27 protein-coding genes and 5 pseudogenes are annotated in these 26586 nt (G+C 68.3%); 15 read left to right on the top strand and 17 right to left on the bottom strand.

Annotated elements, in window-relative coordinates:
* Positions 1 to 32: 32 nt before the first annotated feature.
* Genes ACFVYF_RS16750 through ACFVYF_RS16760 form a run of 3 tightly spaced genes read left to right on the top strand, consistent with a single transcriptional unit; the run spans position 33 to position 2466 of the window.
* Complete coding sequence (locus ACFVYF_RS16750) at positions 33 to 1595, top strand: sodium:solute symporter (RefSeq protein WP_389455946.1); 1563 nt, start codon at positions 33 to 35, stop codon at positions 1593 to 1595.
* The gene (locus tag ACFVYF_RS16755; RefSeq protein ID WP_389455947.1) at positions 1592 to 2179 is read left to right on the top strand and encodes a SigE family RNA polymerase sigma factor; all 588 of its coding nucleotides are present in this window, start codon (positions 1592 to 1594) and stop codon (positions 2177 to 2179) included. Before ACFVYF_RS16750 ends, ACFVYF_RS16755 begins: the two co-directional genes overlap by 4 nt.
* A complete protein-coding gene (locus ACFVYF_RS16760; RefSeq protein ID WP_389455948.1) occupies positions 2176 to 2466 on the top strand; it encodes a hypothetical protein in 291 nt (96 codons plus the stop codon). The genes ACFVYF_RS16755 and ACFVYF_RS16760 overlap by 4 nt, the downstream gene beginning before the upstream one ends.
* Positions 2467 to 2580: 114 nt before the next feature.
* Here ACFVYF_RS16760 and gap read toward each other — a convergent pair whose 3' ends face one another.
* Together gap and ACFVYF_RS16770 are read right to left on the bottom strand one after the other, a co-directional pair.
* Complete coding sequence (gene gap, locus ACFVYF_RS16765; protein WP_389455949.1) at positions 2581 to 3579, bottom strand: type I glyceraldehyde-3-phosphate dehydrogenase; 999 nt, start codon at positions 3577 to 3579, stop codon at positions 2581 to 2583.
* A gap of 130 nt (positions 3580 to 3709) precedes the next feature.
* Positions 3710 to 4666: a GlxA family transcriptional regulator gene (locus ACFVYF_RS16770; protein ID WP_389455950.1), complete on the bottom strand. Its 957-nt coding sequence runs from the start codon at positions 4664 to 4666 to the stop codon at positions 3710 to 3712.
* Positions 4667 to 4852: 186 nt separating this feature from the next.
* On the opposite strand from ACFVYF_RS16770, the gene ACFVYF_RS16775 reads away from it, so the two are divergent.
* The 3 genes from ACFVYF_RS16775 to ACFVYF_RS16785 all read left to right on the top strand — a co-directional run bounded on the left by ACFVYF_RS16775 (position 4853) and on the right by ACFVYF_RS16785 (position 8505).
* Positions 4853 to 6022 (top strand): serine hydrolase domain-containing protein, encoded by a 1170-nt coding sequence (locus ACFVYF_RS16775; RefSeq protein WP_389455951.1) that lies wholly within the window; start codon positions 4853 to 4855, stop codon positions 6020 to 6022.
* Positions 6023 to 6150: 128 nt separating this feature from the next.
* Complete coding sequence (locus ACFVYF_RS16780) at positions 6151 to 7701, top strand: alpha/beta hydrolase (RefSeq protein ID WP_389455952.1); 1551 nt, start codon at positions 6151 to 6153, stop codon at positions 7699 to 7701.
* Between the two features lie 39 nt (positions 7702 to 7740).
* On the top strand, positions 7741 to 8505 hold the full coding sequence (locus tag ACFVYF_RS16785; RefSeq protein WP_389455953.1) for a class I SAM-dependent methyltransferase: 765 nt from the start codon (positions 7741 to 7743) through the stop codon (positions 8503 to 8505).
* Positions 8506 to 8936: 431 nt separating this feature from the next.
* Here ACFVYF_RS16785 and ACFVYF_RS16790 read toward each other — a convergent pair whose 3' ends face one another.
* The 3 genes and pseudogenes from ACFVYF_RS16790 to ACFVYF_RS16800 all read right to left on the bottom strand — a co-directional run.
* The gene (locus tag ACFVYF_RS16790) at positions 8937 to 9101 is read right to left on the bottom strand and encodes a hypothetical protein (RefSeq protein ID WP_389455954.1); all 165 of its coding nucleotides are present in this window, start codon (positions 9099 to 9101) and stop codon (positions 8937 to 8939) included.
* A 159-nt stretch (positions 9102 to 9260) separates the two neighbouring features.
* Complete coding sequence (locus ACFVYF_RS16795) at positions 9261 to 9965, bottom strand: chitinase (RefSeq protein ID WP_389455955.1); 705 nt, start codon at positions 9963 to 9965, stop codon at positions 9261 to 9263.
* Positions 9966 to 10257: 292 nt separating this feature from the next.
* A pseudogene (locus ACFVYF_RS16800) lies at positions 10258 to 10506 on the bottom strand (MarR family transcriptional regulator); the annotation flags it as partial.
* Between the two features lie 348 nt (positions 10507 to 10854).
* Here ACFVYF_RS16800 and ACFVYF_RS16805 point away from each other — a divergent pair.
* The gene (locus ACFVYF_RS16805) at positions 10855 to 11361 is read left to right on the top strand and encodes a carboxymuconolactone decarboxylase family protein (protein ID WP_389455956.1); all 507 of its coding nucleotides are present in this window, start codon (positions 10855 to 10857) and stop codon (positions 11359 to 11361) included.
* A 215-nt stretch (positions 11362 to 11576) separates the two neighbouring features.
* On the opposite strand, the gene ACFVYF_RS16810 is transcribed toward ACFVYF_RS16805, so the two are convergent.
* The 11 genes and pseudogenes from ACFVYF_RS16810 to ACFVYF_RS16860 all read right to left on the bottom strand — a co-directional run bounded on the left by ACFVYF_RS16810 (position 11577) and on the right by ACFVYF_RS16860 (position 20996).
* Positions 11577 to 12644: a threonine aldolase family protein gene (locus ACFVYF_RS16810; RefSeq protein WP_389455957.1), complete on the bottom strand. Its 1068-nt coding sequence runs from the start codon at positions 12642 to 12644 to the stop codon at positions 11577 to 11579.
* Positions 12645 to 12724: 80 nt separating this feature from the next.
* A complete protein-coding gene (locus tag ACFVYF_RS16815; RefSeq protein ID WP_389455958.1) occupies positions 12725 to 13300 on the bottom strand; it encodes a helix-turn-helix domain-containing protein in 576 nt (191 codons plus the stop codon).
* A complete protein-coding gene (locus ACFVYF_RS16820; protein ID WP_389455959.1) occupies positions 13300 to 13590 on the bottom strand; it encodes a hypothetical protein in 291 nt (96 codons plus the stop codon). The genes ACFVYF_RS16815 and ACFVYF_RS16820 overlap by 1 nt, the downstream gene beginning before the upstream one ends.
* Positions 13591 to 13672: 82 nt before the next feature.
* On the bottom strand, positions 13673 to 13966 hold the full coding sequence (locus tag ACFVYF_RS16825; protein ID WP_389455960.1) for a hypothetical protein: 294 nt from the start codon (positions 13964 to 13966) through the stop codon (positions 13673 to 13675).
* An 87-nt stretch (positions 13967 to 14053) separates the two neighbouring features.
* Positions 14054 to 14267: pseudogene (locus tag ACFVYF_RS16830) on the bottom strand (hypothetical protein); the annotation flags it as partial.
* Positions 14268 to 14372: 105 nt separating this feature from the next.
* Entirely contained in the window at positions 14373 to 15041 is a 669-nt protein-coding gene (locus tag ACFVYF_RS16835; protein WP_389455961.1) for a potassium-transporting ATPase subunit C, read from the bottom strand.
* Between the two features lie 6 nt (positions 15042 to 15047).
* Complete coding sequence (kdpB, locus tag ACFVYF_RS16840; RefSeq protein WP_389455962.1) at positions 15048 to 17177, bottom strand: potassium-transporting ATPase subunit KdpB; 2130 nt, start codon at positions 17175 to 17177, stop codon at positions 15048 to 15050.
* Positions 17174 to 18838 carry a potassium-transporting ATPase subunit KdpA gene (gene kdpA / locus ACFVYF_RS16845; RefSeq protein WP_389455963.1) on the bottom strand — a complete coding sequence of 555 codons (1665 nt, stop codon included), beginning with the start codon at positions 18836 to 18838 and terminating at the stop codon, positions 17174 to 17176. The genes kdpB and kdpA overlap by 4 nt, the downstream gene beginning before the upstream one ends.
* A gap of 8 nt (positions 18839 to 18846) precedes the next feature.
* Positions 18847 to 18936, bottom strand: a complete 90-nt coding sequence (kdpF, locus tag ACFVYF_RS16850; RefSeq protein ID WP_037659531.1) for a K(+)-transporting ATPase subunit F — start codon at positions 18934 to 18936, stop codon at positions 18847 to 18849.
* A 252-nt stretch (positions 18937 to 19188) separates the two neighbouring features.
* Positions 19189 to 19709: pseudogene (locus ACFVYF_RS16855) on the bottom strand (amino acid permease); the annotation flags it as partial.
* Between the two features lie 13 nt (positions 19710 to 19722).
* A pseudogene (locus tag ACFVYF_RS16860) lies at positions 19723 to 20996 on the bottom strand (MFS transporter).
* Between the two features lie 180 nt (positions 20997 to 21176).
* On the opposite strand from ACFVYF_RS16860, the pseudogene ACFVYF_RS16865 reads away from it, so the two are divergent.
* The 8 genes and pseudogenes from ACFVYF_RS16865 to ACFVYF_RS16900 all read left to right on the top strand — a co-directional run.
* A pseudogene (locus tag ACFVYF_RS16865) lies at positions 21177 to 21380 on the top strand (cupin domain-containing protein); the annotation flags it as partial.
* Positions 21381 to 21505: 125 nt separating this feature from the next.
* Complete coding sequence (locus ACFVYF_RS16870; protein ID WP_389455964.1) at positions 21506 to 22315, top strand: alpha/beta fold hydrolase; 810 nt, start codon at positions 21506 to 21508, stop codon at positions 22313 to 22315.
* A 128-nt stretch (positions 22316 to 22443) separates the two neighbouring features.
* The gene (locus ACFVYF_RS16875) at positions 22444 to 22830 is read left to right on the top strand and encodes a VOC family protein (protein WP_389455965.1); all 387 of its coding nucleotides are present in this window, start codon (positions 22444 to 22446) and stop codon (positions 22828 to 22830) included.
* 320 nt (positions 22831 to 23150) lie between these two features.
* Entirely contained in the window at positions 23151 to 23981 is an 831-nt protein-coding gene (locus ACFVYF_RS16880) for an alpha/beta fold hydrolase (RefSeq protein ID WP_389455966.1), read from the top strand.
* 111 nt (positions 23982 to 24092) lie between these two features.
* Positions 24093 to 24299: a hypothetical protein gene (locus ACFVYF_RS16885; RefSeq protein ID WP_389455967.1), complete on the top strand. Its 207-nt coding sequence runs from the start codon at positions 24093 to 24095 to the stop codon at positions 24297 to 24299.
* On the top strand, positions 24296 to 24679 hold the full coding sequence (locus tag ACFVYF_RS16890; protein ID WP_389455968.1) for a hypothetical protein: 384 nt from the start codon (positions 24296 to 24298) through the stop codon (positions 24677 to 24679). The genes ACFVYF_RS16885 and ACFVYF_RS16890 overlap by 4 nt, the downstream gene beginning before the upstream one ends.
* Before the next feature lie 30 nt (positions 24680 to 24709).
* Complete coding sequence (locus ACFVYF_RS16895) at positions 24710 to 24928, top strand: hypothetical protein (protein ID WP_389455969.1); 219 nt, start codon at positions 24710 to 24712, stop codon at positions 24926 to 24928.
* Between the two features lie 242 nt (positions 24929 to 25170).
* Positions 25171 to 25665, top strand: a complete 495-nt coding sequence (locus ACFVYF_RS16900; RefSeq protein ID WP_389455970.1) for a peptidylprolyl isomerase — start codon at positions 25171 to 25173, stop codon at positions 25663 to 25665.
* Positions 25666 to 26057: 392 nt separating this feature from the next.
* Here the strand turns inward: ACFVYF_RS16900 and ACFVYF_RS16905 are convergent, their stop codons facing one another.
* Positions 26058 to 26516 carry an ASCH domain-containing protein gene (locus tag ACFVYF_RS16905; RefSeq protein WP_389455971.1) on the bottom strand — a complete coding sequence of 153 codons (459 nt, stop codon included), beginning with the start codon at positions 26514 to 26516 and terminating at the stop codon, positions 26058 to 26060.
* Between the last annotated feature and the right edge of the window lie 70 nt (positions 26517 to 26586).

Genomic DNA, 26586 nt, shown 5'->3' on the forward strand with positions numbered 1-26586 from the left:
GAGGGCTTCAGGCACACCAAGGACGGTGACCCATGGCGGATGGCGCGATGACCGCGACATTCCTCGCCGTGATCGGCGGAGCATCGCTGCTCGCCGTCACCGCCCGCCGCCTGCGCCCGAGCGACCGGCTGCCCTCCCTCGAGGGCTGGGCGCTGGCCGACCGGAGCCTTGGTCCCGTGTGGACGTGGCTGCTGCTCGGCGGCACGATCTTCACCGCGTACACCTTCACCGCAGTACCGGGACTGGCGTACGGCAACGGGGCAGCCGCCTTCTTCGCGGTGCCCTACACCGTGATGGTCTGTCCACTCGCCTTCGTCCTGCTGACCCGTCTGTGGAGCGTGGCCCGCCGCCACGGTTACATCACGGTGGCGGACTTCGTACGCGGCCGGTACGGCTCGCCGCAGCTGGCGCTGGTGGTCGCGCTGACCGGGATCCTCGCGACGATGCCGTACCTGGCGCTGCAACTGCTGGGCATACGGGCGGTGCTGACCGCCGGAGGCGTCTCTCCACGAGGCGCGGCCGGAGACCTGGTCATGGTCGCGCTCTTCGCCGGCCTCGCGGTGGCGACGTACCGGCACGGCTTGCGCGCGCCGGCTGTCATTTCCGCACTCAAGGCAGTGGCCGTCTTCGTCTCGCTCACCGCCGTGTGCTGGCTGGTTCTCGAACGGCTCGGGGGACCCGGCGCGGTCTTCGAGGGAGCGGCCCGGCGGCTCGGCGGCACGGATCCGGCCCACTCCCCGCTGCTCCTGTCCCCCGCCCAGCAGCCCGCCTACGCCACACTCGCCCTGGGCTCCGCGCTGGCCCTGCTGATGTACCCGCATGTGCTCACCGCGGGATTCGCCGCCGACGGTCCACGCACGGTACGCAAGGTCTCCGTGGCCCTGCCCGCCTGGACGGGGCTGCTCGCGCTCTTCGGCTTCCTGGGGCTCGCGGCCCTCACGGCAGGCGTGCAGGCCCCCAGAGGGAGCGCCGAGTCCGCCGTGCCCATGCTGGTCGACCGGCTCATGCCGGCGCCGCTGGCCGGGCTGGTGTTCGCCGCGATCACCGTCGGCGCGCTGGTCCCGGCGGCCGTGATGTCGATCGCGGCCGCCACCAGCTTCGTGCGGAACATCTACGTCGAGTATTTCCATCCGACGGCCACGCCGAAGCGGCAGGTCCGCGTCGCCAAGGCGGTGTCGCTCACCGCGAAGGTCGGTGCCGTCGCATTCGTGTTCGGACTGCGCGACCAGGACGCCATCAACCTCCAACTCCTGGGCGGGGTCTGGATCCTGCAGATCTTCCCGGCCGTGGCCATCGGGCTGTTCACCGGCCGGCTGCATCCGCGGGCGCTGCTCGCCGGGTGGGCCGTCGGCATGGCTTCCGGCACGTTCCTGGTGGTGCGCGAGGGTTTCTCGTCGGTCGTGCCGCTGGGCACCGGGGCGGGACCGCTGGAGATCTACGCCGGGCTCGCGGCCCTCGTCCTCAACCTGGCCGTCGCCGTGGCGGGCACCGCGGCCCTCGAACGCCTCGGCGTCCCGCGCGGCGCCGATGCCACCGACCTACCGTCCCGCCTGACCGTCAGGCGGCGCCCCGAGACGGGAGCGAACAACCCGTGAGAAAAAGGCAGAACCCCCCGGTCACGCTGCCGCCGGTCCCGGCGGCCGCCGCCCCGGCCGAGCCACTCGCTCCCGCGACGAGCGATCCCGCCGACGTGGAACGGGAAGCCGCCCTCGCCCGCCTCTTCGAACTGCATTACTCCGCGATGCTCCGCCTCGCCGTCCTCCTCGGCGCCGACGACCCCGAGAACGTGGTCGCCGAGGCGTACTACCAGCTGTACCGAAAGTGGCGGCGGCTGCGGGAAACCGAGGCTGCGGAGGCATACCTGCGCTCCACAGTGTGCAATCTGGCCCGGATGCGCATCCGGCACCTCCAAGTCGCACGCAAGCACGTGGAGAACCCGCCCGAGGACATCATCGCCTCCGCCGAGAACACCGCTCTCCTCCATGACGACCAGCGCGTACTGATCGCCGCGCTCCGGCAGCTGCCTGCCCGACAGCGCGAGGCGCTCGTCCTGCGGCACTGGCTCGGACTCAAGGAGAGCGAGATAGCCGCCGCGATGGGAATCTCCTGCGGCTCGGTCAAGACACACACCGCGCGCGGCATCGCCGCACTGACCCAGGCGATGGAGGCCCGGCGATGAACAACACCGGTCCGGACCGTACGGAGAAGGAACTGAGCGAGGCCCTGGCGGCGCTGGCCGACGGAGTGCAGGCCGCTCCCGACGCCTACCGCACGGCCCGCGGCGACTGGCGACGGCGCGAACGCCGGCGGCGGCTCGTCCTCGCCGTCCTGATCGCCGTCGTGTTCACCCTGGCCACCCTGATCGGCCTGTGGGTCCTCAACCAGACCCCGTCCGACCCCGGCGTCATCTTCTCGGGCGCCCGGAGCGCGGTCGCCTCCGTACAGGTCACCGGCATCTCACGCTGAACGTCCACGGATCAGGACGTGCCGGTGCAGCCGCAGGCGCGGCTGCACTCGTTCCAACTCCTTGCAGATGATTCCGGATCACGGCCACGTCGCCCGGGCCGCCGCGGCGTCCGGTCAGTTGGCGGCGAGGAGTTCGAGCGTGTCGATCACACGGTTCGAGAAGCCCCACTCGTTGTCGTACCAGGCGACCACCTTGATGTGGCGGCCGTCGACGCGGGTGAGGGCCGAGTCGAAGATCGCCGAGGCCGGGTTGCCCGTGATGTCGGACGACACGAGTGCGTCGTCGGAGTACTCGAGGATGCCGGCGAGCGGCCCCTCGGCAGCGGTGCGGTACGCCGCAAGCACGTCGTGGCGCGTCACGTCACGGGCGACGGTCGTGTTGAGCTCGACGATCGAGCCCACCGGAACCGGTACGCGGATCGAGTCGCCCGACAGCTTGCCGTCGAGGTTCGGCAGCACGTGGCCGATCGCCTTGGCGGCGCCCGTCGTGGTCGGCACGATGTTGACAGCGGCGGCGCGGGCGCGGCGGGCGTCGCGGTGCGGACCGTCCTGCAGGTTCTGCTCCTGCGTGTACGCGTGCACCGTCGTCATGAAGCCGTGCTCGATGCCGGCGAGGTCGTCCAGTACGGCGGCCAGCGGCGCGAGCGCGTTGGTCGTGCACGAAGCGTTCGAGATGACCGTGTGCGCGGCCGGGTCGTACGCATCGGTGTTGACGCCGAACGCGAGCGTGACATCGGCGCCGTCCGCCGGCGCGCTGACGAGGACCTTCTTCGCACCCGCGTCCAGGTGGGCGCGGGCAGCCGTGGCCGACGTGAAGCGGCCGGTCGCCTCGAGCACGAGGTCGACGTCGAGCTCGGCCCAGGGCAGCTTCCCCGGTTCGCGCTCGGCGAGCACCTTGATGCGACGGCCGTCCACGACGAGGGTGTCCCCGTCGGCGGTCACCGGGCGGCCGAGCCGGCCCGACGTCGTGTCGAAGGCGAGCAGCCGCGCGAGGGTGGCGGGCTCAGTGAGGTCGTTGACGGCAACGACCTCGAGGGTGCTGTCGCGTTCGAGGAGTGCGCGCAGCACATTGCGCCCGATGCGGCCGAACCCGTTGATGGCAATGCGAGTCATGAGAAGTGTCCCTTCGGTAGGACACCAGGTTCGCGTGCAGGATCCGCCGGTGGCAGCCGCGGGCGTGCCATGATCCGAAAGGATCGCGCCACGGGGCTACGGGGCGGCGGTCGACGCATCTCACTGCGGGTTACTCGCCCTGGGCGAAGGTGCGCCGGTATTCGCTCGGCGTGGTGCCGAGGATGCGCTGGAAGTGCAGCCGCAGATTCACACCGGTGCCGAGACCGACGTCGGCGGCGATCTGCTCCACGCTCCGCTGCGAACGTTCGAGCAGCTCACGGGCCACGTCGATGCGGGCGCGCATGACCCACTGCATCGGCGTGTACCCGGTGTCTTCGACGAAGCGCCGCGAGAACGTGCGCGGCGACACCCCCGCTTGCCGGGCGAGTACCGCGAGAGTGAGGGGCTCGCCCAGCCGGTGCAGCGCCCACTCGCGGGTGGCGGCGAACCGCTCGCCGAGCGGCTCGGGCACACTGCGGGGCACGTACTGGGCCTGACCACCGCTGCGGTACGGGGCAGCGACCACTCGCCGCGCCGCGTGATTCGACGCGGCCACCCCGAGGTCGCCACGGAGGATGTGCAGGCACAGGTCGATGCCCGAGGCGGCCCCGGCCGACGTCAGCACGCTGCCCTCGTCGACGAACAACACGTTCTCGTCGACCTTGACGAGCGGACGCCTCGCCGCCAGAGCCCGCGTGTAATGCCAGTGAGTCGTGGCGCGCTTGCCGTCGAGCAAGCCCGTGGCTGCGAGCGCGAAGGCGCCCGTCGAGATGGCGGCGAGCCGCGCTCCCCGGTCATGGGCAGCGATCAGGGCGTCGACCACGGCCTGTGGCGGGTCGTCGCGGTCGGGGAACCGATAGCCCGGGACGAAGACGATGTCAGCCCACGCAAGCGCGTCGAGACCGTGACCCACGTAGTACGACAGGCCGTCGCCGCCGGTCACGAGACCGGGTGCCGCGCCGCACACCCGCACCTCGTACGGCATGCTCGCGCGGGTCGCGAACACCTGTGCAGGGATACCGACATCGAGCGGCTTCGCACCCTCCAGTACGAGGACGGCGACGCGTTGCAGGCGGGAGTCGGACACGGGAAAAGAGTACGTGGGGTGTGGGGCCGGTCCGTTCGTCCGTCGCTGACGGCGCCGGGCATCGTCGGGTCTCCGGGGCGGGGGTTAACCCGAAGGACGAAGGGGCGTCAGCAGGAGTGCGACAGGTGACACCGGGTTCCTAGATTTGTGGGCGGGAACGCGGTGCTTTCCGACCAAGGGGGAAACGTGAGACGACGTCGACGGCGCGGGGTGCGGCTCACCGTCGCAGGTACAGCGCTGGTCTCGGTCCTGGCCGTTACGGCACCGGGAGCGGCGGCACGGACCGGAGCGAGGCCGGGAGACTGCGGGGCGCATACGGCCGTACAGCGGGCACTCCAGCAGCTGACCGGCGCGGACGGCGTCGCCGGCGCGGCGATCGAGGTGGACACCCCGGGATGCGGGAAGTGGGTCGGCACCAGCGGGCGAGCCGACGTCAGCACCGGGAGGCCCATGTCCGGCGCGGACCGCATCCGCATCGGCAGCAACACGAAGACGTTCACCGCGACCGTTCTGCTTCAACTGGTCGCCGGCCACCGGGTCGACCTGGACGGAACGGTGGACGACTACTTGCCCGGGCTCATCGACACCAACGGGTACGACGGCCGGAAGATCACCGTACGCCAACTCCTGCAGCACACGAGCGGGTTGCCTGATCACGTGGACGGCCTGGACTGGGATCACCCGGAGCACTGGCAGTCGCACCACTTCACGCCGCGGGAACTGGTCGCCCTGGCACTCACACAGCCCGGTCCCCAGCAGGCCTGGTCGTACTCGACGGCCAACTACATCGTCCTGGGGATGATCATCCAAAAGGTCACCGGCCACTCCCCCACCAACGAGATCACCCGTCGGATCATCCAGCCCCTGGGCCTGGAGGACACCTACTGGCCCGGCACCGACCCGACGATCCAGGGCCCGCATCCGCAGGGCTACCAGCACATCGAGAAGGACGGCCGGACCGTGCTGGCGGACGTGACCGACTTCAACATGACCTACGGCGGAGTCGGCGGCGCGCTGGTGTCCACGCTCTCCGACGAGAACCGGTTCTTCACCGCGCTGCTCAGCGGCCGGCTGCTCCCACCCGCTCAACTGGCACGGATGAAGGACACCGTGGTCACCGACGCGGACAGGACCTGGCCGGGCGCCCGCTACGGGCTCGGGCTGATCTCCACCCCGCTCGACTGCGGCGGCCTGTACTGGGGCCACGGGGGCACCACACCCGGGTTCGAGACCAACGGCGGCGTCGCCCCGGACGGCCGTCGGGTGCAACTGGTCCTCAACCAGACCATCGACACCCAGCAGGCCTTCGACGACCAACTCGCCACGATCCAGACCGCGTTGTGCGAAACCCGCTGAACGCACTGTGGGCGCACGGGAATCGACAGAGCTGGACTCGAAGCCTCCCGCTCCTCCGCCTGCCCGCCCGAACAGACAGGGACGACATGATCAACAAGAGGACCAGGCCGGCAAGGGACCTGGGGGCCTTGGCATCCGCCGCAATATTCACCGTCCTCGCGGCGATGCCCGCGGCGCCCGCCGGCCGGCAGTCCGCGGGGATGACCGCGACGACGGCACTCCTCGTCCGCTACGCACACCAGAAGGTCACCTGGACGGACTGCCGGCAGGGTCCGTCGGACACCGTCGGCGAGACACTGGACCAGGCCGGCGCCCAGTGCGCCACGCTCCAGGTTCCGCTCGACTACAGCCGCCCCACCGGTCGCGCCATCAGTATCGCCATCTCCCGGCTGAAGGCGACCGACACCGGCCACCGCGTCGGCGCGATGCTGCTCAACGGCGGTGGCCCGGGCGGCGGTTCCATCGACCTGCCACCGGACATCAGCTCCCTCATGAACGGCGTCGGAGCGCGCTACGACCTGATCGGCATGGACCCAAGGTCCAGCGGCCGCAGCACCCCGGTGGACTGCAAGTGGCCCATCAGCACCTGGATGCGCTCCCCCGGCGCGAGCCGCAGGGACTTCGACGCAGTGGTCGCCCTGCAGCGCGACCTGGCCGGCCGCTGCGCGAGGACCAACGGAGCCCTCCTGCCGTACATCAGCACCCGCAACACCGCCCGCGACATGGACATCGTCCGCGCCGCGCTCGGCGAACCGCAGCTCTCCTACTACGGCGCCTCGTACGGCACTTACCTCGGTGCCGTCTACGCCCAGATGTTCCCCGGCCGGGTGGGCCGCATGGTGCTGGACAGCGCGGTCGACCCCGACGACTACGGCGCCGAGGACATGCTGGCCGACGCCGCGCCGGCCAACGAGTCCGCACTGCACGACTGGGCGACCTGGACCGCCGGCCACAACGCCGAGTACCACCTGGGCGCCACCCGCGACTCCGTACTCCGCACGGTCGACGGCATCATCGCCACCGCAGCCGAGCAGCCACTCGAAGTGGGTGACCACCGGGTGGACGACCAGTCCCTGCCCTTCGTTCTCATGAACGGCCTCGACAGCGACCAGGACGAGGCAAGCGCGTCCCTTGCAGCCGCGGTCCAGGTGCTCCACCAGGCGGCGGAAGGGCGGGCCGCCGAGCCCACCGCGGATCTCAAGGACACGCTGGACTTCCTCTTCACCGGCGTGGAGTCCGCGGCGGGCAGCTCTCAGGTCGCCGTACTGTGCGGCGACAAGCCCGTCGACCGCAACCCGCAGGCGTACTGGCGGAGAATCCAGCAGGCGAGGGTCGACCGGCCCGTCATCGGACCGCTGCTGAACAACATCAGCCCCTGCGCCTTCTGGCCCACCGCGCCCCGGGAAAGGCCCACCCGCATCGACAACGGCGTCCCCGCCCTGATCGTGAACTCCACCGGAGACACCAGGACCACCTACCAGAACGCGCAGTCGCTGCATGCCAAGCTGACCGGTTCCCGGCTGGTCACCCTGCAAGGAGCCCGTATCCACGCGGTCTTCCCCCGCTACGCGAACAACTGCGTCAACGACACGATCAACGACTACTTCCGGACCGGCGTCCTGCCCGCCACCGATCTGAGCTGCACCAGGACCTCTGCGGCTCCAGGGCCCTTCCCTTGAGCGAGCATCGACGACACTGATCGTGTCAGGATGCTCGGCATGTCTGATCGCGCGCGGAGCTTCGGAGTGATGGCGGAAGCGTACGAACGGTTCCGGCCGGGGTATCCCGCGGCGCTTTTCGACCTGGTGACGGCGTACGCGGGTCAGCCGATTCGGACCGCCCTCGAGATTGGCGCCGGGACGGGCAAAGCGACCCGCCTGTTCGCCGAACGGGGGGTCGCGGTCACGGCGACTGAGCCGGACGGAGCCATGCTCGCCGAGCTGCGCAAGCACGTACCTGCGAGGGTCAGAACGGTGCAGGCCGCGTTCGAGGACTTGCGACCGGGCGAGAGGTACGCGCTGGTCTACGCGGCAGCGGCGCTGCATTGGACGAATCCGGAGAGCCGTTGGTCGCGTATGGCCGCGCTGGTCGAACCCGGTGGCGTGTTCGCCTCGTTCGGCGGCCCGATCCGGCTTGCCGACCCGTCTGTGCAGGAAGCTGTTCGCGCGGCACGAGCGCCATTCTTGGACAGCGACGAGATTCCGTCCCCTGACGGGACGCCGGAGGGGCACGACATGCAGTGGCCGGGAACGGAGCTCCAAGGGTCCGAGTGGTTCACCGGCGTCCAACAGTCCGTGATCGAACGGCACTTGACGATGAGTGCTCGCGACTACGTCGGCCAGCTGTCGACCATCTCGGCTTATCTGGTCTTGCCGGCCTCTGAGCGAGAGCAGGTGTTCAGCCAGATCATGCGGGTTCTGCCTGAGACGGTCGAGATCGACGCCGACATCACCGTCCATCTCGCGCGTCGGCGCTCCGAATAGGAGCACCTCGCCACTTGTTACCGTCCGGGCGTGCCGGCTTCGACAGCCGCACTCAGGCCTCGATCACGACCAACTCCGCACACGTCTCGGGGTGCCAAGCGGATGCAGCGGCCGTCCGCGAAGTTGCCGTACTGCGGCAGAGCCTGCGTCCATCGCCGCAATGAAACAACGGGTGTCAGGACGACCACGAGATCGATCTGATCAGGGTGAAGTTGAGAGAATACGCTTGAGTCAATTACATCTGCTGGCGCCTATCACTGCCCCTCCGTTGCAGCCATTGCATGGCTGCAACGGTGTTCTCCTGGACGACCCACCTGTCGAAGTCCTCCAGGAGGTATTCCGACTCGACAGGCTTCAGCCGAATCTGTAGCCGCTCATCCATCCACCAGATCTCGAAGTCAGTCAATCGACCGCCAGCCGACGGATGGCCCTCAGCATGAGCGCGCGAACTGCGGGATGTGCTCGCTGATCTCGGAGCGGGCCCAGCCTTCCGCGTCCTCAGCGCCCAGATCTTCGAATCGATCTCGCAGCTCACCCGCCGCGTCCTGCTTGTCCTTGGGCAAATGGGCCAACCACTCACCCCACGAATCGGTCATCGCGGCAGCATGTCAGCACCGCCGATCGCCTCGGTGTCCGGGGTTCGGGGTCCCTGAGGCCAACCCACCTTCACATGTCGGTCGGTCACGACAGCGAGCCCAGGACGAAGGGGCCGGCCTGCGACTGTCCGCGGCGGGGCAGACCCGCCGCGGACCCGGTCAGCAGGTGAGGTTCGCGCCCGGCGCGGTGTGCAGGATGCGGGTGAACGCGAGGTAGAGATCCACCCGGTGCTGCACCTGGTCGGGGCGCCCGCCGTTGCATTCGGTGGAGCCGTTGAGGCTCCAAATGGTCTGTCCGAAGCCGTGCTCGCCGGTGATCGCGTCGTGCCCGGTCATCGTCCCGGGGCCGGTCTGGGTGTTCCAGTACCACAGCGCGGTCATCCAGGCCACGGCCGGATCGGTCTCCACCAGCCAGGGGTTGTTGAGCAGGTCGAGGCCCAACGCGTCGCCGGCGGCCTTGTAGTTGAAGTTCCAGCTCAGCATGATGGCCCCGCGCCCGTAGTACGCGGAGGTCCCGGCCGGACAGCCGTAGGGCTGGGTGGCATCGCAGAAGATCGGGTAGGTCTCCTCGTTCTGCGCCCGGACATAGAACAGACCGCCGGTCTCGTGACTTATGTTGGCGAGGAAAGCTGCGGCCTCCTGCTTACGGACGGTCCGGCTGCCGGTACGGGCGAAGGCGGGGTACGCCTCGGTGGCTTCGAGCAGCCCGTCGTAGGTGTAGAAGGAGTTCCGGTCCGGGAACATGCGCTCGAACTGCGCTTCGCTCACGACGAATTGGGAACCGTGCCGGCCGGGGGTGGCGGCCTGAACGGGGGCGGCGGCCGTGAAGAGCAGTCCGCACAGCGCCGCCAGCGCGGCAAGCATGGCCCTGCTTCTTGACCTGACCATGAGTCATTTCTCCTAATTGCCACGGCAGTTGGTGGCGATGGGGGGTGATCGATCGACAGGGCTACCCCTTCCCAGCGCCGGACCGTCCTAGGCGCGGTTCCCGGTGTACGTCCCGCTCGGCGGCGTCCGCCTTCACCTTCCGGAGGAGTTCGTCCGCGGCGCACCTGCACTGGTCCGGCGCGGGAAGCCCGAGCGGGGGCCAGGTCCGTCGGGAAGCGAGAGCACCGTCACTTCGGGCCGAGAGCACCGTCACTCCAGGCCGAAACGCTCAGGAGTCCACGGTGGTGCTCGTGTTCCGGATCATCTGCTGGAGCGCCTTCAGGGTGGTGACGTAGTCGGCGTCGTCGATGTTCTGGTGGATGCGGGCGCGGATTGCCGGGGCGTGCTTCTGGAGGCCGGCACGAGCCTCGTCTCCCGCCTCGGTGATCCACAGCCTTCCCTCGCCGTCGCAGGTAAGCCAGCCGCGCTCCAGCAGGACCTCCGCCTCGGCCTGCAGGTCGTCCTCGGCCCGGATGTGAAGCCGTGTTCGGCTTGCCGAGCACGGTGAACGCTATGAGTGCCGCATAGGTCACTCCGGTCCCGTACGGCCTGTTCGTCGGTTTGAGACCACAGGTGCAGCCGAAGACCTCGTGGCTCGCATCAACCTCGGTCACTGAGACGCGGCCAGGCGTCCTGCCCCTCGCACATGCGTGAGGGACAGGGCGGCCGCCGGCACGCGACCTGGCCTCTCATCCCAGCCAGGGCCTGTCCGATGGACCGTTGCCGAAGCCGACTTCAACGAGTCTCCTCAACCGGTCACGTTCCCCTGTCGCAATCCGTCAGAGCAGTGACAGCACAGCAGCATGAAAGCTCGGAGGAGACGGCAATGGAAACACGTTCGATCACGGCGGAGATCCCGATGGTTCCCCGGATGGCCGAGGACCCCGCGGAGCTCGTCCCCGAGCTGGCGGCCGTGTCGGCAGCGCTGTTCAAAGTCACCGGCAACGGTTCGGTGCCGCGGTCCACGATCAGCCTCGTGCAGCTGCGTGCCGGCCAGATCGTCGCCAGCACCTACCTGACCGTTCTGCACACGGGCTTCTTGCGCAAGGCCGGGGAGTCGGAGGAGCGCATCACGTCGGTGGCATCCTGGCAGGACTCGCCGTACTTCACCGGTGCGGAGCGTGCCGCGCTGGCGCTTGTGGAAGCCGTGCTTCAGCCGCCGGCGTACGGGGAGCGGGTCTCCGACGAGCTGTACGCCCAGGCGGCAGAGCACTATGAGGCCAAGGCACTTGCCACCTTGATGTTCGCGATCGGCCAGGTCAACTTCTTCATCGCCGTGGCCCTCGTCGCCAAGCCGGTGCCCGGCCGGTCGTTCACCGACCCGTGGAAGTGACACCGCTCGGGTAGGGCTCGACGTCCGGATCCCGCACGGGATCCGGGGGCCGGCCCGCGGCCGCCGCATCGACTACGCGGCTGCGGCCTCGGCCCACTTGTGCGGTGGTCCCAGCCGGACGATGCTGCCGCACTCCACACGCCGTTGGTACTGCGTGGAGCCTTGCCAACAGGAGTACTCGATCCCGTGTGACCGAGACGTTCCCCACCCGTCCGTCAGCTGGTGTGGCGGCGGACAGCCTCGAGGAGCTGGTCGATGTCGTCCGCGCTGTGGGAGAAGGCGGTGACGAAGCGGACGATCCCCGGTTCCCAGCGGTCGTGGTAGAAGGCGTAGCCCTCGGCGAGGAGTCCTTCGGTGACCTGTTGGGGCAGGCGGCAGAAGAGGATGTTGGCCTGCGGAGTGGCCAACAGGCCAGTGCCGGGGATGGACTTGAGGCCGTCGCCGAGCCGGGTGGCCATCGCGTTGGCCTGCCGGGCGTTGTCCAGCCACAGGCCGTCGGTGAGGTACGCGTCGATCTGGGCGGTCTGGAAGCGCATCTTGGAGGCGAGCTGGCCGGCGCGCTTGGCGCGGAAGGCGAGCTCGGTGGCGAGTGCGGGGTCGAAGGAGACGATGGCGTCGGCGGTCATCGCGCCGTTCTTGGTGGCGCCGAAGGACAGGACGTCGACGCCCGCCTTCCAGGTCATCTCGGCTGCGGTGACGCCGAGATGGACCAGGGCGTTGGCGAAACGCGCGCCGTCCATGTGGACGCGCAGCCCCGCCTCCTTGGCTATGGCGGACACGCGACGGATCTCGTCCAGCGTGTAGGCACTGCCGCTCTCGGTGGCCTGGCTGATGCTCACCACGGATGGCTGCACGCTGTGCACGTCACCGGCCCGGCGGCGCACCGCCGCCTGCAGCGCTTCAGGGTCGATCTTGCTGTCGAGGCCCGGCACACCGACAAGCTTCGCGCCGTTGGTGAAGAACTCCGGAGCGCCGCATTCGTCGGTGTTGATATGGCTGTCGGGGTGAGAGAGCACGCTGCCCCACGGCGGGGTGAGGGCGGCCAGGCTCAGGCCGTTGGCGGCGGACCCGGTGGAGACCGGGAAGACGTCGACGTCCCGCTCGAAGATCTCGCCGAGACTGCGGCGGGCGCTGTCGGTGAAGGGGTCGTTGCCGTACGGCAGGACCTGGCCGGCGGCCGCGTCGGCGACGGCCTGGGCTATCTGCGGGGATGCCCCGGCCATGTTGTCGCTGATGAAGGCACGGCTGGAGGGGGTGGTGGCGATAGCCGTGGCGGTACTCATGAGGGGACCTCCTTGGTCTGCGGTACTGGGCTTCAGGCGCTGGGACTCAGGCGCCGATGCGGTCCATCAGGCGCCGGGTCTCACGTACTGATCGGGGAAGCGAAGACGACGGTGATGTCCACTTCCTCGGCACCGGTGCGGTAGAAGTGCGGGGCGTCCCCGGCGAAGGCGAGCATGTCGCCGGGACCCAGATCCTGCGGGGCGTCGACGGGGCCTGCGGTGACGTACCCGGTGGCGATGAGCAGGTGCTCGATCGTGCCGGTGGCATGCGGGACGCCGGGCAGCTCCGTCTCGGGCGGAATGCGCAGCCGCCAGATCTCCAGGCTGTTGCCGCTGCTGATACGGCGCAGCAGTTCCCGGGACACCTCCCCGGGCTCGATGTCCGTGCCCGGCCGGAAGACCGGCCCGGTGTCGGCCTCGCGCGCCAGCAGGTCGGCGATCGGGATGCGCAGGGCGATCGCGATCGCGTCCAGGGTGTCGATCGTCGGATTGCCGTTGCCGGCCTCCAGCTGCGACAGCGTGGCCTTGCTCAGCCCGGCGCGCCGGGCCATCTCCGCGGCGCTCATGCCGCGCTGCTGGCGGCGCAGGCGGATCTTCGCGCCGACCGCGGCTGCGGTACTGCTCACCGGCTGGCGGCCGGACGGCGGGGGTGTCATCAACAGCTCCTGTGCATGGTGGTGTCCGACGCGTGCATTGTGGTGTCCGACGCGTGCATCACGGTGTCCGACGCGTGCATTGTGGTGTCCGACGCGTGCATCACGGTGTCCGACGCGTGCATCACGGTGTCCGACGCATGCATCACGGTGTCCAACGCATGCATCACGGTGTCCGACCCGAGCATCGCCTTGATCGACGCCTGCATCGCCTTGATCGACAAGTGACTCGCGGCGTGCGACACGTGCCCCGCGGTATACGACACGCGGATGCGGCCCTTCTTGACCTTCACGTCGGCAGCACCACGTCGACGAGGTGTCCGGCCGTGTGCAGCGCGGCGTGAGCCGTCCGGGTCTGAAGGTCGATCCGGGCTCTCACCTGCTCCCCCTCGGCGAGGGTCGGCAGGATGCTGCCCTCGGGGGCCACCGCACGACCAGTCCCGACTCGCAGTCCCGTACCGGGATGATCTCCGAGTCTTCCAGCCACCCCCGGTCGGCGGGCTGGCCCCCGCCCTGCGGATGGAACAGGCAGTGCTCAACGGCCGCCCATGGCTTCCCGCCCCTCTCCCCGACCGCGATCACCCGCGTATCGACCTGCTCCAGGTAGGTGTCGTCGAGGTAGGCACTGACCTGTGCGCCGACCACAAGAGCCTCGATCGAATGAACCATGCGTTCACTATATCGAACTATCCGAGATTAGTGAACCCACCGTTCGTTTTACCGAACGCCACCCGGTCTCGGCCCACCACCCTCGATTCAGCCAGCGAAGCGGTAGCCGGCCATACCCGGTTCGGTGATGAGACAGCGGGGATGGGCGGGGTCCGTCACCAGTTTCCGGCGCAGCTGGGCCCAATAGACTCGATCTCGATCCGGCGGACGGCGGCTCGCAACCTGGCTCCAGGAGTTCGTCCATGCCGAACGGCTTCGTGACGTAGTCGTCGCCACCGGCGTCCAGCGCAGCGACCTTCTCGCCGGGAACGGGGCCCTGCGGACTGAACCGGCGTCATGGCGGCGGGAGTTGGCGAGGCGAGGTGTCGCTGCGTCCGCCAACTCCCGCTCGGTGCGCGTAAGGCCATCAGCTCTTCGCCACGAGGGCCTTGAGCGCGATGTTGAGTTCAAGGACGTTGACGGTGGGTTCACCGATGAAGCCGAGGGTACGGCCGTCGATGTGCTCGTCGACCAGCTTCTGCACCTGGGCAACGGACAGGCCGTTCTTCTCCGCGATCCGGTGGACCTGGATGTCCGCGTACTGCGGGGAGATGTCCGGGTCCAGGCCGGAGCCGGAGGACGTCACCGCGTCGGCAGGCACCTGGGACGGCTTGACCGTGTAACCGTTCACCGAGTTGTCCTTGATGACCGCGGCCTTGGCGTCCTTGACCCACTTGATCAGGTCGGCGTTGTCACCGGAACGGTTGGTGGCGCCGGACAGGATCAGCTTGTACTGGGTGTTGACGGTGTTGGTGCCCAGCCCGTTCTGCGGACGGCCCTGGAACCACATCAGGTCAGGATCCGGGGTCTCCTGGCCCTTCTTCAGCGGCAGGTTGTACGCCTGGCCGATGAGCGAGGAGCCGACGACCTGGCCGTTGGACTCGATCTCCGAGCCGTTCGCCTTGTCCGGGAACAGGCCCTGGGCGACCCCGGTGATGGCCAGCGGATAGATGACTCCGCACACCACGGTGAGCACCAGAAGCGCTCGCAGGCCGGCCCAGAGCAACCGGGCAGTGTCAGTAACCGAGTTGTTCATGGCGATTCAACCGATTCCGGGGATGAGGGAGATGAGCAGATCGATGACCTTGATGCCGATGAACGGGGCGATCAACCCGCCCAGTCCGTAGATGCCGAGGTTGCGCCGCAGCAGGCGGTCCGCGCTCACCGGCCGGTAGCGCACACCACGCAGCGCCAGCGGGACCAGCGCGATGATGATCAGCGCGTTGAAGATGACCGCGGACAGGATCGCGGAGTCGGGCGAGGACAGGTGCATGATGTTCAGCTTGTCCAGGCCCGGGTAGACCGCCGCGAACAGCGCCGGGATGATCGCGAAGTACTTCGCAACGTCATTGGCGATGGAGAACGTGGTCAACGCACCGCGGGTGATGAGGAGTTGCTTGCCGATCTCCACGATCTCGATGAGCTTGGTGGGGTTGGAGTCGAGGTCGACCATGTTGCCGGCCTCCTTGGCGGCCGACGTACCGGTGTTCATGGCCACACCTACGTCCGCCTGGGCCAGCGCCGGAGCGTCGTTCGTGCCGTCACCGGTCATCGCGACGAGCTTGCCGCCCACCTGCTCACGCTTGATGAGCGCCATCTTGTCCTCGGGGGTGGCCTCGGCGAGGAAGTCGTCGACGCCCGCCTCATTGGCTATCGCCTTGGCCGTCAACGGGTTGTCGCCCGTGATCATGACGGTCTTGATGCCCATCCGCCGCAGCTCGTCGAACCGCTCGCGCATACCGTCCTTGACGACGTCCTTGAGGTGGATGACGCCAAGGATCCGTGCGCCGTCGGTGTCCTCGACGGCGACGAGCAGCGGCGTGCCGCCCGCCTCGGAGATCCGGCCGGCCGGCGTGTCGGCGTCCGCGGACACCTCCCCGCCCTGTTCCCTGACCCAGGCGATGACCGAACCGGCCGCGCCCTTGCGGATCTTGCGTCCGTCGACGTCCACGCCCGACATCCGGGTCTGGGCGGTGAAGGCGATCCATTCGGCGCCCTTGAGCTCGCCCTGGTGACGCTCGCGCAGCCCGTACCTCTCCTTCGCCAGTACGACGATGGAGCGGCCCTCGGGTGTCTCGTCGGCCAGCGAGGAGAGCTGGGCCGCGTCCGCCAGTTCGGGCTCGGGGGTGCCGGTCACCGGGACGAACTCGGCGGCCTGCCGGTTGCCGAGGGTGATGGTGCCGGTCTTGTCGAGCAGCAGCGTCGACACGTCGCCCGCGGCCTCGACCGCCCTGCCGGACATGGCCAGGACGTTGCGCTGGACCAGGCGGTCCATGCCCGCGATACCGATGGCGGAGAGCAGTGCGCCGATGGTGGTCGGGATCAGACAGACCAGGAGGGCCACCAGCACGACCATCGTGAGGTGCGTGCCCGCGTAGTCGGCCAGCGGCGGCAGCGTGGCGACCGCGAGCAGGAAGACGATGGTGAGCGACGCGAGCAGGATGTTCAGCGCGATCTCGTTGGGGGTCTTCTGCCGCGCGGCGCCCTCGACCAGGGCGATCATCCGGTCGATGAAGGTCTCGCCGGGCTTCGTCGTGATCTTGACGACGATGCGGTCGGAGAGGACCTTCGTACCGCCCGTGACGGCCGAGCGGTCGCCGCCGGACTCACGGATGACCGGGGCCGACTCGCCGGTGATCGCCGACTCGTCGACCGAGGCGACACCCTCGACGACGTCACCGTCGCCGGGAATGATGTCGCCCGCTTCGCAGACCACCAGGTCGCCGACGCGCAGCTCGGTGCCGGGCACCTGCTCTTCCGCCGAGCCGTCGAGGCGCCGGGCGACGGTGTCGGTCTTGGCCCTGCGCAGGGTGTTGGCCTGCGCCTTGCCCCGGCCCTCGGCGACCGCCTCCGCCAGGTTGGCGAAGATGACAGTCAGCCACAGCCAGGCACTGATCGTCCAGCCGAACCAGTCGCTCGGGACCTTGAACGAGAAGACGGTCGTCAGTACCGAGCCGACAAGCACCACGAACATGACGGGTGACTTGACCATCACCCGCGGGTCGAGCTTGCGGCAGGCGTCGGGCAGCGACTTGAGCAGCTGCTTCGGGTCGAACAGACCCGCGCCGACCCGCCCTTCGTCCTTGTGCCCCGTGGGCACGTCGCTGTGCGGTGCCCGAGTGGGAGTAGTCGTGGACACGGCGTCCTCTTGCTTCTCTGTCCGAGTGATCATGACGCCAGCCCCTCGGCCAGCGGACCCAGCGCCAGCGCCGGGAAGTAGGTCAGACCGGTGATGATCAGGATGGCGCCCACCAACAAGCCGGTGAACAGCGGCTTTTCGGTACGCAGAGTGCCCGCGGTCGCCGGCACCGGCCTCTGCTCGGCGAGCGAACCGGCCAGCGCCAGCACGAACACCATCGGCAGGAAGCGCCCGAGCAGCATCACGAGCCCGATGGTGGTGTTGAACCACTGCGTGTCCGCGTTCAGACCGGCGAAGGCCGAGCCGTTGTTGTTGGCGCCGGACGTATAGGCGTACAGGATCTCCGAGAAGCCGTGCGCGCCCGAGTTGGTCATCGAGTGGCCCGGGGTCGGCAGTGCCATCGCGGCGGCGGTGAACACGAGCGCCAGCGCCGGGGTGATGAGGAGGTAACACGCGGCGAACTTGATCTCGCGGGTGCCGATCTTCTTGCCCAGGTACTCAGGCGTACGGCCGACCATCAGACCGGCGATGAACACCGCGATGATCGCCATGATCAGCATTCCGTAGAGACCTGAACCGGTACCACCCGGTGCGATCTCGCCCAGCTGCATGCTCAGCAGGGTGATACCGCCGCCGAGGCCGGTGAACGAGGAGTGGAAGGAGTCCACCGCGCCGGTCGACGTCAGCGTGGTCGCCACCGCGAAGATCGACGAACCGCCGATGCCGAAGCGAGTCTCCTTGCCCTCCATCGCGCCGCCCGCGATCTGGAACGCCGGGGCGTGGTGGGCGAATTCGGTCCACATCATCAGCGCCGTGAAGCCGACCCAGATCGTCACCATCGCGGCGAGGATCGCGTACCCCTGCCTGAGCGAGCCGACCATCCGGCCGAAGGTCCGCGTCAGCGCGAACGGGATCAGCAGTATCAGGAAGATCTCGAAGAGGTTGGAGAACGGGGTGGGGTTCTCAAAAGGGTGGGCGGAGTTGGCGTTGAAGTAGCCGCCGCCGTTGGTGCCCAGCTCCTTGATCGCCTCCTGCGAGGCGACGGCGCCGCCGTTCCACTGCTGCGAGCCGCCCATGAACCGGCCGACCTCGTGGATCCCGGAGAAGTTCTGGAGCGCGCCGCACGCGACGAGCACGATCGCGCCGATCACCGCGATCGGGATCAGGATGCGGACTGTGCCGCGCACCATGTCCGACCAGAAGTTGCCGAGCTCGCCCGTACGGGAGCGGGCGAAGCCCCGGACCAGCGCGACGGCCACCGCGATGCCCACCGAGGCGGAGACGAAGTTCTGCACCGCCAGGCCGCCGGTCTGCACGACATGTCCCATGGCCTGCTCGCCGTAGTACGACTGCCAGTTGGTGTTCGACACGAAGGAGGCCGCGGTGTTGAACGCCTGGTCCGGGTCAATGGACTTGAAGCCGAGCGAGCCGGGCAGGTGGCCCTGGAGCCGCTGCAGGAGGTAGAGGAAGAGAACGCTGACCGCGGAGAAGCCGAGGACACTGCGCAGATACGCGGGCCGGCGCATCTGGGTGTCCGGGTTGGCGCCGATGCCCTTGTAGATCCACTTCTCGACGCGCAGGTGCTTGTCGGACGAGTAGACCTTGGCCATGTAGTCGCCGAGGGGGCGACAGGCCAGCCCCAGGGCCACGATCAAAGCGACCATCTGGAGCGCACCGGCAAGGACGGGACTCATATCGCTTCTCAGAACCTCTCCGGGAAGATCAGGGCGAGGACGAGATAGCCCAGCAGGGCGACGGCCACGATCAGGCCGACGATGTTCTCGGCGGTCACAGCCTGGTCACCCCCTTGGCGACGAGGGCTACCAGCGCGAACACCGCGATCGTGGTGACGACGAAGGCCAGATCGGCCATCGTGAGCTCCTAGAAGAGGTTCGAAACGGAACGGACGGTTAGAGGAAACCGCCCCTCCGGCCGGATTCCGCCGCCGTTGACGCCTCCCATACGCAGGCTCCCTCGCCTTTGACGGAACTCATACGGCCGGCTCATCCATCTGCGGGAACCACTCCCCTCGACTGCCTGGACTCACGACCCCCCGCACGTTCACCGCCGTGACCGGCACCGGCACGGCCAGGCACAGCCCCAGCCGTCCGCCGTAGAGGGAAGGAAGCGCCGAGGTCAGTGCCACGACACGGCGGTGAGGGCCACGACCGCATTAAGTACGTAGCCAGGACCAGCGAAGCGGCCGCCACCGGACTCGTACGCGCCCCCAGATGCGTCTTGGCCACGGCGTACGACCCGCCGCCGTCCGGGAACGCGGCGATCACCTGCCGGTACGAGGCGACGAGCACCGCGAGCAGCCCGGCGATGGCGAGCGGTGACGGGCAGGGTGAACCCGAGGTCGTGGGCACCGGCGGCTGCTGGTACGAGGGCGCTCGTCTCGGGGCCGTACGCCACCGAGGGCATCGCGTCGAGCGAGAGGACGGCCAGGCCGGTGACGCGATCTTGGCGGTCGTGTGACCCACCCGACGGCGGCACCGAGATGATGCGACGGCGTGGCGGGGGACTTCGGCGGGCAAACGACCGCGAAGCCTTGGCGGCGATCATCTTCGTGGCCAGATCAGACCGCACCTGGCGTCAGCTTCACGTCGGCCGATGATGCCGCCTCCGGAGATACGGAGCGGCGGACCGCGCGGACTTGCGGAGACGCCAGGGCGGCAACCGTGGCGAGGACTACGACAGCCGCACAGCCGGCCAGAGCGGCACCCGAACCGACACCTTGTGCGAGGGGGCCGGCCGCGAGCAGGCCGAGTGGCGCAAAGGCAAGAGAACCGAACAAGTCGTAGGAACTGACGCGGGAGAGAACCTGTTCGGGAATCTCGCGTTGCAGAGTGCTGGCCCACAGGACGTTGAAGACGTCGCTGGACACGCCTGCGCAGAACATGGCGGCGGAGATGAGCCACACCGGTGCCGAGATGCTCAGGCACACCATGGGCAGAGCTGCCGGAAAGGTGGCGACGACGGCGACCAGGACGGGTCGGCTGACACGGACCCGCGCGGCCAGCCCGGCCCCTGCGATGGCTCCCAGCGCCTGGGCGGCCACGATGACCGACCAGGATCGGGCCCCGCCCAGGTGCTGCTGTGCGGCCAGTGGGCCCAGGACTCCAACGGTCGCGTTGAAGACGGCGACCACGGCCATGCACTGGACGACCACCACCCACAGCCACTGCCGAGAGGCGAACTCCTGCCAGCCCTCCCGCAGGTCTGCCCACCCCGACGACCTCTTGACCTGCCGTGCGGGCAACCTCAGACGGGCCGTCAGCGCCGCGCTGACGACGAACGACAGGGCGTTCAGGGCCAGGGCCAGCCTGCGCCGATCCAGGCCACGACCAGGCCCGACAGCGCAAGCCCGAGAAAGAGGCAGGTGTTCGTGCTCATCCGCAGCAGCCCGTTGGCCTGCTGCAACCTGTCAGCGGGAACTACGAGCGGCACGACTCCGTCCATCGCCGGCGCGAAGATGGCGGTCGCCAGTCCCGCGGTCACCGCCAGCAGACACATCAGCGCCAGGGGTGCATGGCCGGACAACGTCATGGCGGCCAGTCCCGCGTAGGCCGAGGCTCCCACGCCATCGGCGATGACCATGAGCCGAGACCGTGACATCCGGTCAGCGATCACACCACCGACCAGGATGAACATCAGCTGGGGAAGCGCTTGGCAGGCCAGCACCAACGACAGCTTCCCCGCGCTGGCGCCGGGAAGAGCCAGTACGGCGAAGGCCAGGGCCACCCGAGCGAAGCCATTGCCCAGAACCGAAATGGTCCGGGCGGAAGCGAGCTGAAGAAACCGCCGGTCACGCCAGAGAGCTGACCTTCCCGAAATGATCGTCACGAACACGCACTCTAGGGAATCGCACAGACCTCACGCCCTCAATCAGCCAACGGCCATGGGCAAGCGAGAGAGGTCACATGGATGTGAGTCAGCGACGCAGCCGATGTCGGCGGAGGCCGGCGGTGCGCTTCGGCGCCCCCGGAATTGCACTCCGAGGCAGGTCTTTCAAGCTCATACAGTGGCGATCACGCCTTCGCCGCGGCCCCGGGCTGCGAGGCCGACGTCCTGTTCGTCTTCACGCCCGGCATGGCCCGCTTCGACTGTCTCCGCCTCCTCGGCAGCGTGACGCGCGGTGAGACCGGCCCGAAGAAGATCGCGGAGTCTTCGGAGCGCTACGACAACCACTACGTCGACAGCCCGGTCTGGTGGAACGCGCTCGCCGCATCCTGAGCAGACCGTCGGCCGATACCGGCGACCACTCACGAATCGCCGGCAGGGGACAGCGGAATTGCAGGCCGTGCCGTCACAGGCAGAGACTGAGGGTGAACGGCGGTACTCCAGAAGGGCTCGGAACCATGGGCGACTATGTGGAGCTTCCCGGCGTCAAGACGTGGTACGAGGTCGACGGCACCGGTGACCCCCTGCTCCTCCTCCACGGCGCCTTCTGCACGAACGAGACATGGGGCGCGCAGCGAGCCGCCTTCGCGGCGAACCATCAGCTCTTCCTCCCTGAGCGACGCGGGCATGGGCACACCCCCGACGTCGCCGGGCCGCTCACCTATCAGGACATGGCCGACGACACCGTCGACTTCATCGAGTCGGTCGTCGGTGGTCCAGCGCATCTCGTCGGATGGAGCGACGGCGGCATCGTCGCCTTGCTCGTGGCCATCACCCGCCCTGACCTGGTCCGCAAGGTTGTCGCCATGGGGGCCAACTTCCGCCCGAGCCCGGAGTGCATGGCGGAACCGACGATGTTCGATCACATGACTCCCGACGAGCCGGGGCTGGCGGTGTTTCGTGAGATGTACGAGGCCTTGTCACCGGATGGCGCGGCCCACTGGCCAGTGGTCGTGGGCAAGGTGACGGACATGTTCGCTACTCAACCGACCATCGATACGGACGACTTGGCGCGCATCAACGCACCCACGCTCGTACTCGTGGGAGACGACGACCTGATCGCGTTCGAGCACACGATCGCTCTGTACCGTGCGATTCCCCACTCCGAGCTGGCCATTGTCCCCGGGACCTCCCACGCGCTACTGATGGAAAAGCCCGAGCAAGTCAACGCGCTCATCCTGGACTTCCTCACGAACGACCCGATCCCGACGATGCTCCCCGTACGGCGCGCCGCCCCGGCCACAGCCCCAGGCGGAAACCCGGCCTGAGTGTCACTGTCTCTGCCCGCCGAGCCCATTTCCGCGACCACCTGCACGAGTTTCACGATCTGAACACCGAACCCCTTGAGCCGTGGGGCCACCCGACGGCTCAGGCCCGATGCACCGGAGAGAACCCCATGAGGATCCACCTGTCCAGCGTCTTCGTCGATGACCAGGACAAGGCACTGCGCTTCTATACAGAGGTGTTGGGCTTCGTGAAGAAGACCGAGGTCCCGCTCGGCGCGGACCGGTGGCTGACCGTGGTCTCGCCGGAGGATCCCGACGGGACCGAACTGCTGCTGGAGCCCGATGGCCATCCCGCGGTGAAGCCGTACAAGACGGCGCTGGTCGCGGACGGTATCCCCGCCGCCTCCTTCGCCGTGGACGACGTACGCACGGAGTTCAACCGGCTGCGGGAGCTGGGGGTGCGCTTCGCCCAGGAGCCGCTGGAGATGGGCCCGGTCACCACTGCGGTGTTGGACGATACGTGCGGCAACCTGATCCAGATCGTTCACAGCAAGTAGGTGGCAGGGGGCGCCGGCCGCGCAGCGGCACTGACGGTGCCGAGGTAGGCGTCGCGGTGGCGATCCTCACAGCGGAGATCAGGCAATGGCCCCGGCAACCACCAACAAACGGATCAGCCGATCCGGAGGGAGCCAGTCCAGTTCGAAATGTGCCGTGGCGAGGATGGGCGTAGCGTTGCCAGGGGTGCAGCGGCCTGCCGTTCAGTACAGCGGAACGGCCCGCTTCGACCTGCCGCATCCCATGTGCATCACGTCTGACTTTCCTTATCGCGGTGCGTAATCTCCCGCGAACTTCGGCTGATCAAGCGGAGGTTTCAGCCATGGGCACCATCACCACCGACGACGGCACGGTCATCTTCTACAAGGACTGGGGGCCGCGCGACGGCCAGCCCATCGTCTTCCACCACGGTTGGCCACTGAGTGCCGACGACTGGGACAGCCAGATGCTGTTCTTCCTGGCACATGGTTACCGCGTCATCGCACACGATCGCCGCGGGCACGGCCGGTCCACCCAGACGGCCACCGGCCACGACATGGACACCTACGCCTCCGACGTGGCCGCCCTGGCCGACGCACTGGATCTGCAAGGCGCCTTCCATGTCGGGCACTCGACCGGCGGCGGCGAGGTCGCACGTTACGTCGCACGCGCCAAGCGGGGCCGCGTCGCGAAGGCCGTGCTGGTGAGCGCGGTGCCACCGATCATGGTCAAGTCGGACTCCAACCCCGGCGGCCTGCCGATCGAGAACTTCGACGAGATGCGCGCGGCCCTCGCCGCCCATCGTGCGCAGTTCTTCATCGACGTACCCTCGGGCCCGTTCTACGGCTTCAACCGGCCCGGCGCCAACGTGTCGCAGGGGCTGATCGACAACTGGTGGCGTCAGGGAATGGCGGGGGCCGCGAACGCCCACTACGAATGCATCAAGGCGTTCTCCGAGACCGACTTCAACGAGGACCTCCAGCAGATCGACGTCCCCGTTCTCGTCGCACACGGCACCGACGACCAGATCGTCCCCTACGACGACGCGGGACCACTGTCGGCCAAGATCCTCAAGAAGGGAACCCTCAAGAGCTACGAAGGGCTCCCCCACGGAATGCTGTCGACCCACCCCGAGATCCTCAACCCCGACATCCTCGAGTTCTTGCAGTCGTAGAGCGAGAGCGGCGACTGGAACAGGGAGCCGATCGCCCAGGTTTTGCTCGTCGAATGGTGCGCCGGAGACGTTCGGTACCCAGACCGGTACCTAGTCAGGTACCGTTTATCCATGCCAGCACTCAACATCGAATTCAGCGCAGATGAAATGGCGCGGTTGCGAGAGCGGGCCGCTCTCGCCGGAAAGAGCCTCAAGGAGCACGTCCACGACGTGACCGTGGACGAGGCCGACCGGATCAAGTTCGTCGAGGGCGCCACCGCCGAGGCCGAGCGCATCCTGCCCGCCGTCACGGAGCACTTCCCCGCAGGGCAGCGGTGAGCCCGGTCATCCGCGTCGACGTCGGCTGGGTCCTGCAGGTCCAGTCCGCGATCTCGCCGCTCAACGTGCCCATCTCGGACTGGGGCGCGCTCGGCGTCATGGCCGACCGGCACAAGTTCGAGCGCGAGCGCGGGACCCTCTATTACGAGGAGATCTCCGCCCGGGCCGCCACGTTCCTGCACACGGCACTGCTCCTGCGCCCCTTCACCGACTACAACCTCGTCATCGGCTGGGGCTGCACGCACCAGTACATGAGCGTCTCCGGGCAGCCGGTCCAGGCGAAGGACGAGGAGCTCTACGAGCTGGTCCGCGCCGTGCGCGCCCAGGAAGCCGATCTGCGCACCATCGCCCACCACCTCGAATCCTGGCGAGCCGCCTGACTGGCCTGGCCAGTGCGGGGCACTCCCGCGGTGTCGTCGCGAGCCATCCGCGCCGCGAACGTGCCTGAGATCATGGACCTGATCCACCGCGAGATGATCACGATGCTCAACGTCGGGGAGACCACCTCGCTGATCGTCCAGGTCCGGGCCGAGACGATGCGCATGCCGCAGCGTCGCGAGACGCGGCGGCGAGACTTGAGCGCGCCGAGGATCCGCGGAGCGGCCGTACGTTCGCCGGTATCGGCATAGGCGGAGCACAGGACTGACCGCCCGCAGCAGCCCCGCGACGCCTGGCGACTTTTCAGGCACGCTGCGTCACTGGCCGGGCACAGGCAGCCCCACCCCGAGAGGCCGACCCTCCGCCCCCCTTTGCCCGGTACCCGGCGGAACCCCCGCGGCCGTTCGCCCTGTTTGGCCACGGAAAAGCACCGCCTGAGCGCCAAAGCCTCAAGATGGTCGAGCTCACCGGCGTCCTGAGGGATCATGGAGGCATGACCACTGACAATGTGTACTTCGACATCACCATCAATGGTGCGGACGCCGGACGCATCGTGTTCAAGCTGTACGACGAGGACGTACCCAAGACGGCTCGCAACTTCCGGGAGCTGGCCACCGGCAAGAGCGGCTTCGGCTACGCGGGCTCGGGCTTCCACCGCATCATTCCCGACTTCATGCTCCAGGGAGGCGACTTCACCAGGGGTGACGGCACGGGCGGCAAGAGCATCTACGGCGAGAAGTTCGCCGACGAGAACTTCACGCACAAGCACACCAAGGAAGGCCTGCTGAGCATGGCCAACGCGGGCCCGAACAGCAACGGCTCGCAGTTCTTCATCACCACCGTGACGACCCCTTGGCTGGACGGCAAGCACGTCGTGTTCGGCGAAGTGATCGAGGGGCTCGACCTCGTGAAGAAGATCGAGAGCTACGGCACGCGGCAGGGCACGCCCAAGGCGGAGATCAAGATCGCCAACAGCGGAACGCTCTGAGCCACCGCGGGCGGTCATCCTTGAGCTGCGGCCAGTCCCCGTGCGGGGGACTGGCCGCAGCCGCGCGTACGGCACCCACGGCTCGGACAGCGGCCCGCGGGCTTCCTCGGGCGGCCGGATCCGACCGGCGGCGATCAGCCCCGTGTTGTCGGCGGCCCGCTCCCCCGGCTCACGCACGAGCGGGCGGTCGAGCAGGCTACGGAGCGGTCGAACTATCGATTTGTCGTCGCAGCGCGATCCCGGGAAGCGGCCAAGCGCCGGCTGACCGCCCCCTCCAGCGGAGATCCCGCAGCCTCGGCGCGCCCCGTCGGCCGTACGGTGCGTCCCGCCTCCCGCACGGTCGGAACACCGGCCTTGAAGACGTATCTGCTCGGTAGGCGACGGGCGAACCGTCAATCAGCGAGGCGAAGGTCGGTGACGAGACGGAAGCGCCACAGAACCGCGGGCGTTGTGTCGTCCACGGTGAACTCGGGATCGTCCAACGCCGCACGCATCTCTTCGCCGTGCCAGAACCGCTCGTGCCCCGCCCGCCATTCGGCCACGCTGGTGTCCCCCTCCCCCTCATCCACCACGTGGGCGAGGTCCACCTGAGCCAGCGGGACGACGCGTACGTCAGTCACCTCGATGACCGCGACCGCACGGTCGTCCGAGTCGATGACCACCGCACGGCTCCCGACCTCCGGCAGGGGCTCCCCCTCCTGCTCGTAGTCGACGACAAGCGCGGTCGTCGAGGTCTTGGAGCCGTCGAGGATCGCTGCGACAAGTTGGTCGCGCAGCGGGCCAGGGAAGCCGAACTCCGCCCTGGGCACCGAGGTCAGGTTCGCGGGTGGTGAGGCGGATTCAGACGTCATGCGTTCACAGTAATGATTCGTTCCGTGCACTCCGAAGCACACTGTGGACCTGAGCGTTCCGGCCCGGCCG

Origin of the sequence: Streptomyces sp. NPDC058274, assembly GCF_042881375.1 — a bacterium.
In the GTDB taxonomy this organism is placed as follows: Bacteria; Actinomycetota; Actinomycetes; order Streptomycetales; family Streptomycetaceae; genus Streptomyces.

Coding starts and splice junctions, on each gene's coding strand:
- ACFVYF_RS16905 (WP_389455971.1), bottom strand. CDS start 26,516: ATGACGTCTGAATCCGCCTCACCACCCGCGAACCTGACCTCGGTGCCC.
- ACFVYF_RS16760 (WP_389455948.1), top strand. CDS start 2,176: ATGAACAACACCGGTCCGGACCGTACGGAGAAGGAACTGAGCGAGGCC.
- ACFVYF_RS16810 (WP_389455957.1), bottom strand. CDS start 12,644: ATGAGTACCGCCACGGCTATCGCCACCACCCCCTCCAGCCGTGCCTTC.
- ACFVYF_RS16805 (WP_389455956.1), top strand. CDS start 10,855: ATGGAAACACGTTCGATCACGGCGGAGATCCCGATGGTTCCCCGGATG.
- ACFVYF_RS16785 (WP_389455953.1), top strand. CDS start 7,741: ATGTCTGATCGCGCGCGGAGCTTCGGAGTGATGGCGGAAGCGTACGAA.
- ACFVYF_RS16880 (WP_389455966.1), top strand. CDS start 23,151: ATGGGCACCATCACCACCGACGACGGCACGGTCATCTTCTACAAGGAC.
- ACFVYF_RS16875 (WP_389455965.1), top strand. CDS start 22,444: ATGAGGATCCACCTGTCCAGCGTCTTCGTCGATGACCAGGACAAGGCA.
- kdpA (WP_389455963.1), bottom strand. CDS start 18,838: ATGAGTCCCGTCCTTGCCGGTGCGCTCCAGATGGTCGCTTTGATCGTG.
- ACFVYF_RS16835 (WP_389455961.1), bottom strand. CDS start 15,041: ATGAACAACTCGGTTACTGACACTGCCCGGTTGCTCTGGGCCGGCCTG.
- ACFVYF_RS16790 (WP_389455954.1), bottom strand. CDS start 9,101: ATGACCGATTCGTGGGGTGAGTGGTTGGCCCATTTGCCCAAGGACAAG.
- ACFVYF_RS16900 (WP_389455970.1), top strand. CDS start 25,171: ATGACCACTGACAATGTGTACTTCGACATCACCATCAATGGTGCGGAC.
- ACFVYF_RS16885 (WP_389455967.1), top strand. CDS start 24,093: ATGCCAGCACTCAACATCGAATTCAGCGCAGATGAAATGGCGCGGTTG.
- ACFVYF_RS16870 (WP_389455964.1), top strand. CDS start 21,506: ATGGGCGACTATGTGGAGCTTCCCGGCGTCAAGACGTGGTACGAGGTC.
- ACFVYF_RS16825 (WP_389455960.1), bottom strand. CDS start 13,966: ATGGTTCATTCGATCGAGGCTCTTGTGGTCGGCGCACAGGTCAGTGCC.
- gap (WP_389455949.1), bottom strand. CDS start 3,579: ATGACTCGCATTGCCATCAACGGGTTCGGCCGCATCGGGCGCAATGTG.
- ACFVYF_RS16750 (WP_389455946.1), top strand. CDS start 33: ATGGCGGATGGCGCGATGACCGCGACATTCCTCGCCGTGATCGGCGGA.
- kdpB (WP_389455962.1), bottom strand. CDS start 17,177: ATGATCACTCGGACAGAGAAGCAAGAGGACGCCGTGTCCACGACTACT.
- ACFVYF_RS16815 (WP_389455958.1), bottom strand. CDS start 13,300: ATGACACCCCCGCCGTCCGGCCGCCAGCCGGTGAGCAGTACCGCAGCC.
- ACFVYF_RS16795 (WP_389455955.1), bottom strand. CDS start 9,965: ATGCTTGCCGCGCTGGCGGCGCTGTGCGGACTGCTCTTCACGGCCGCC.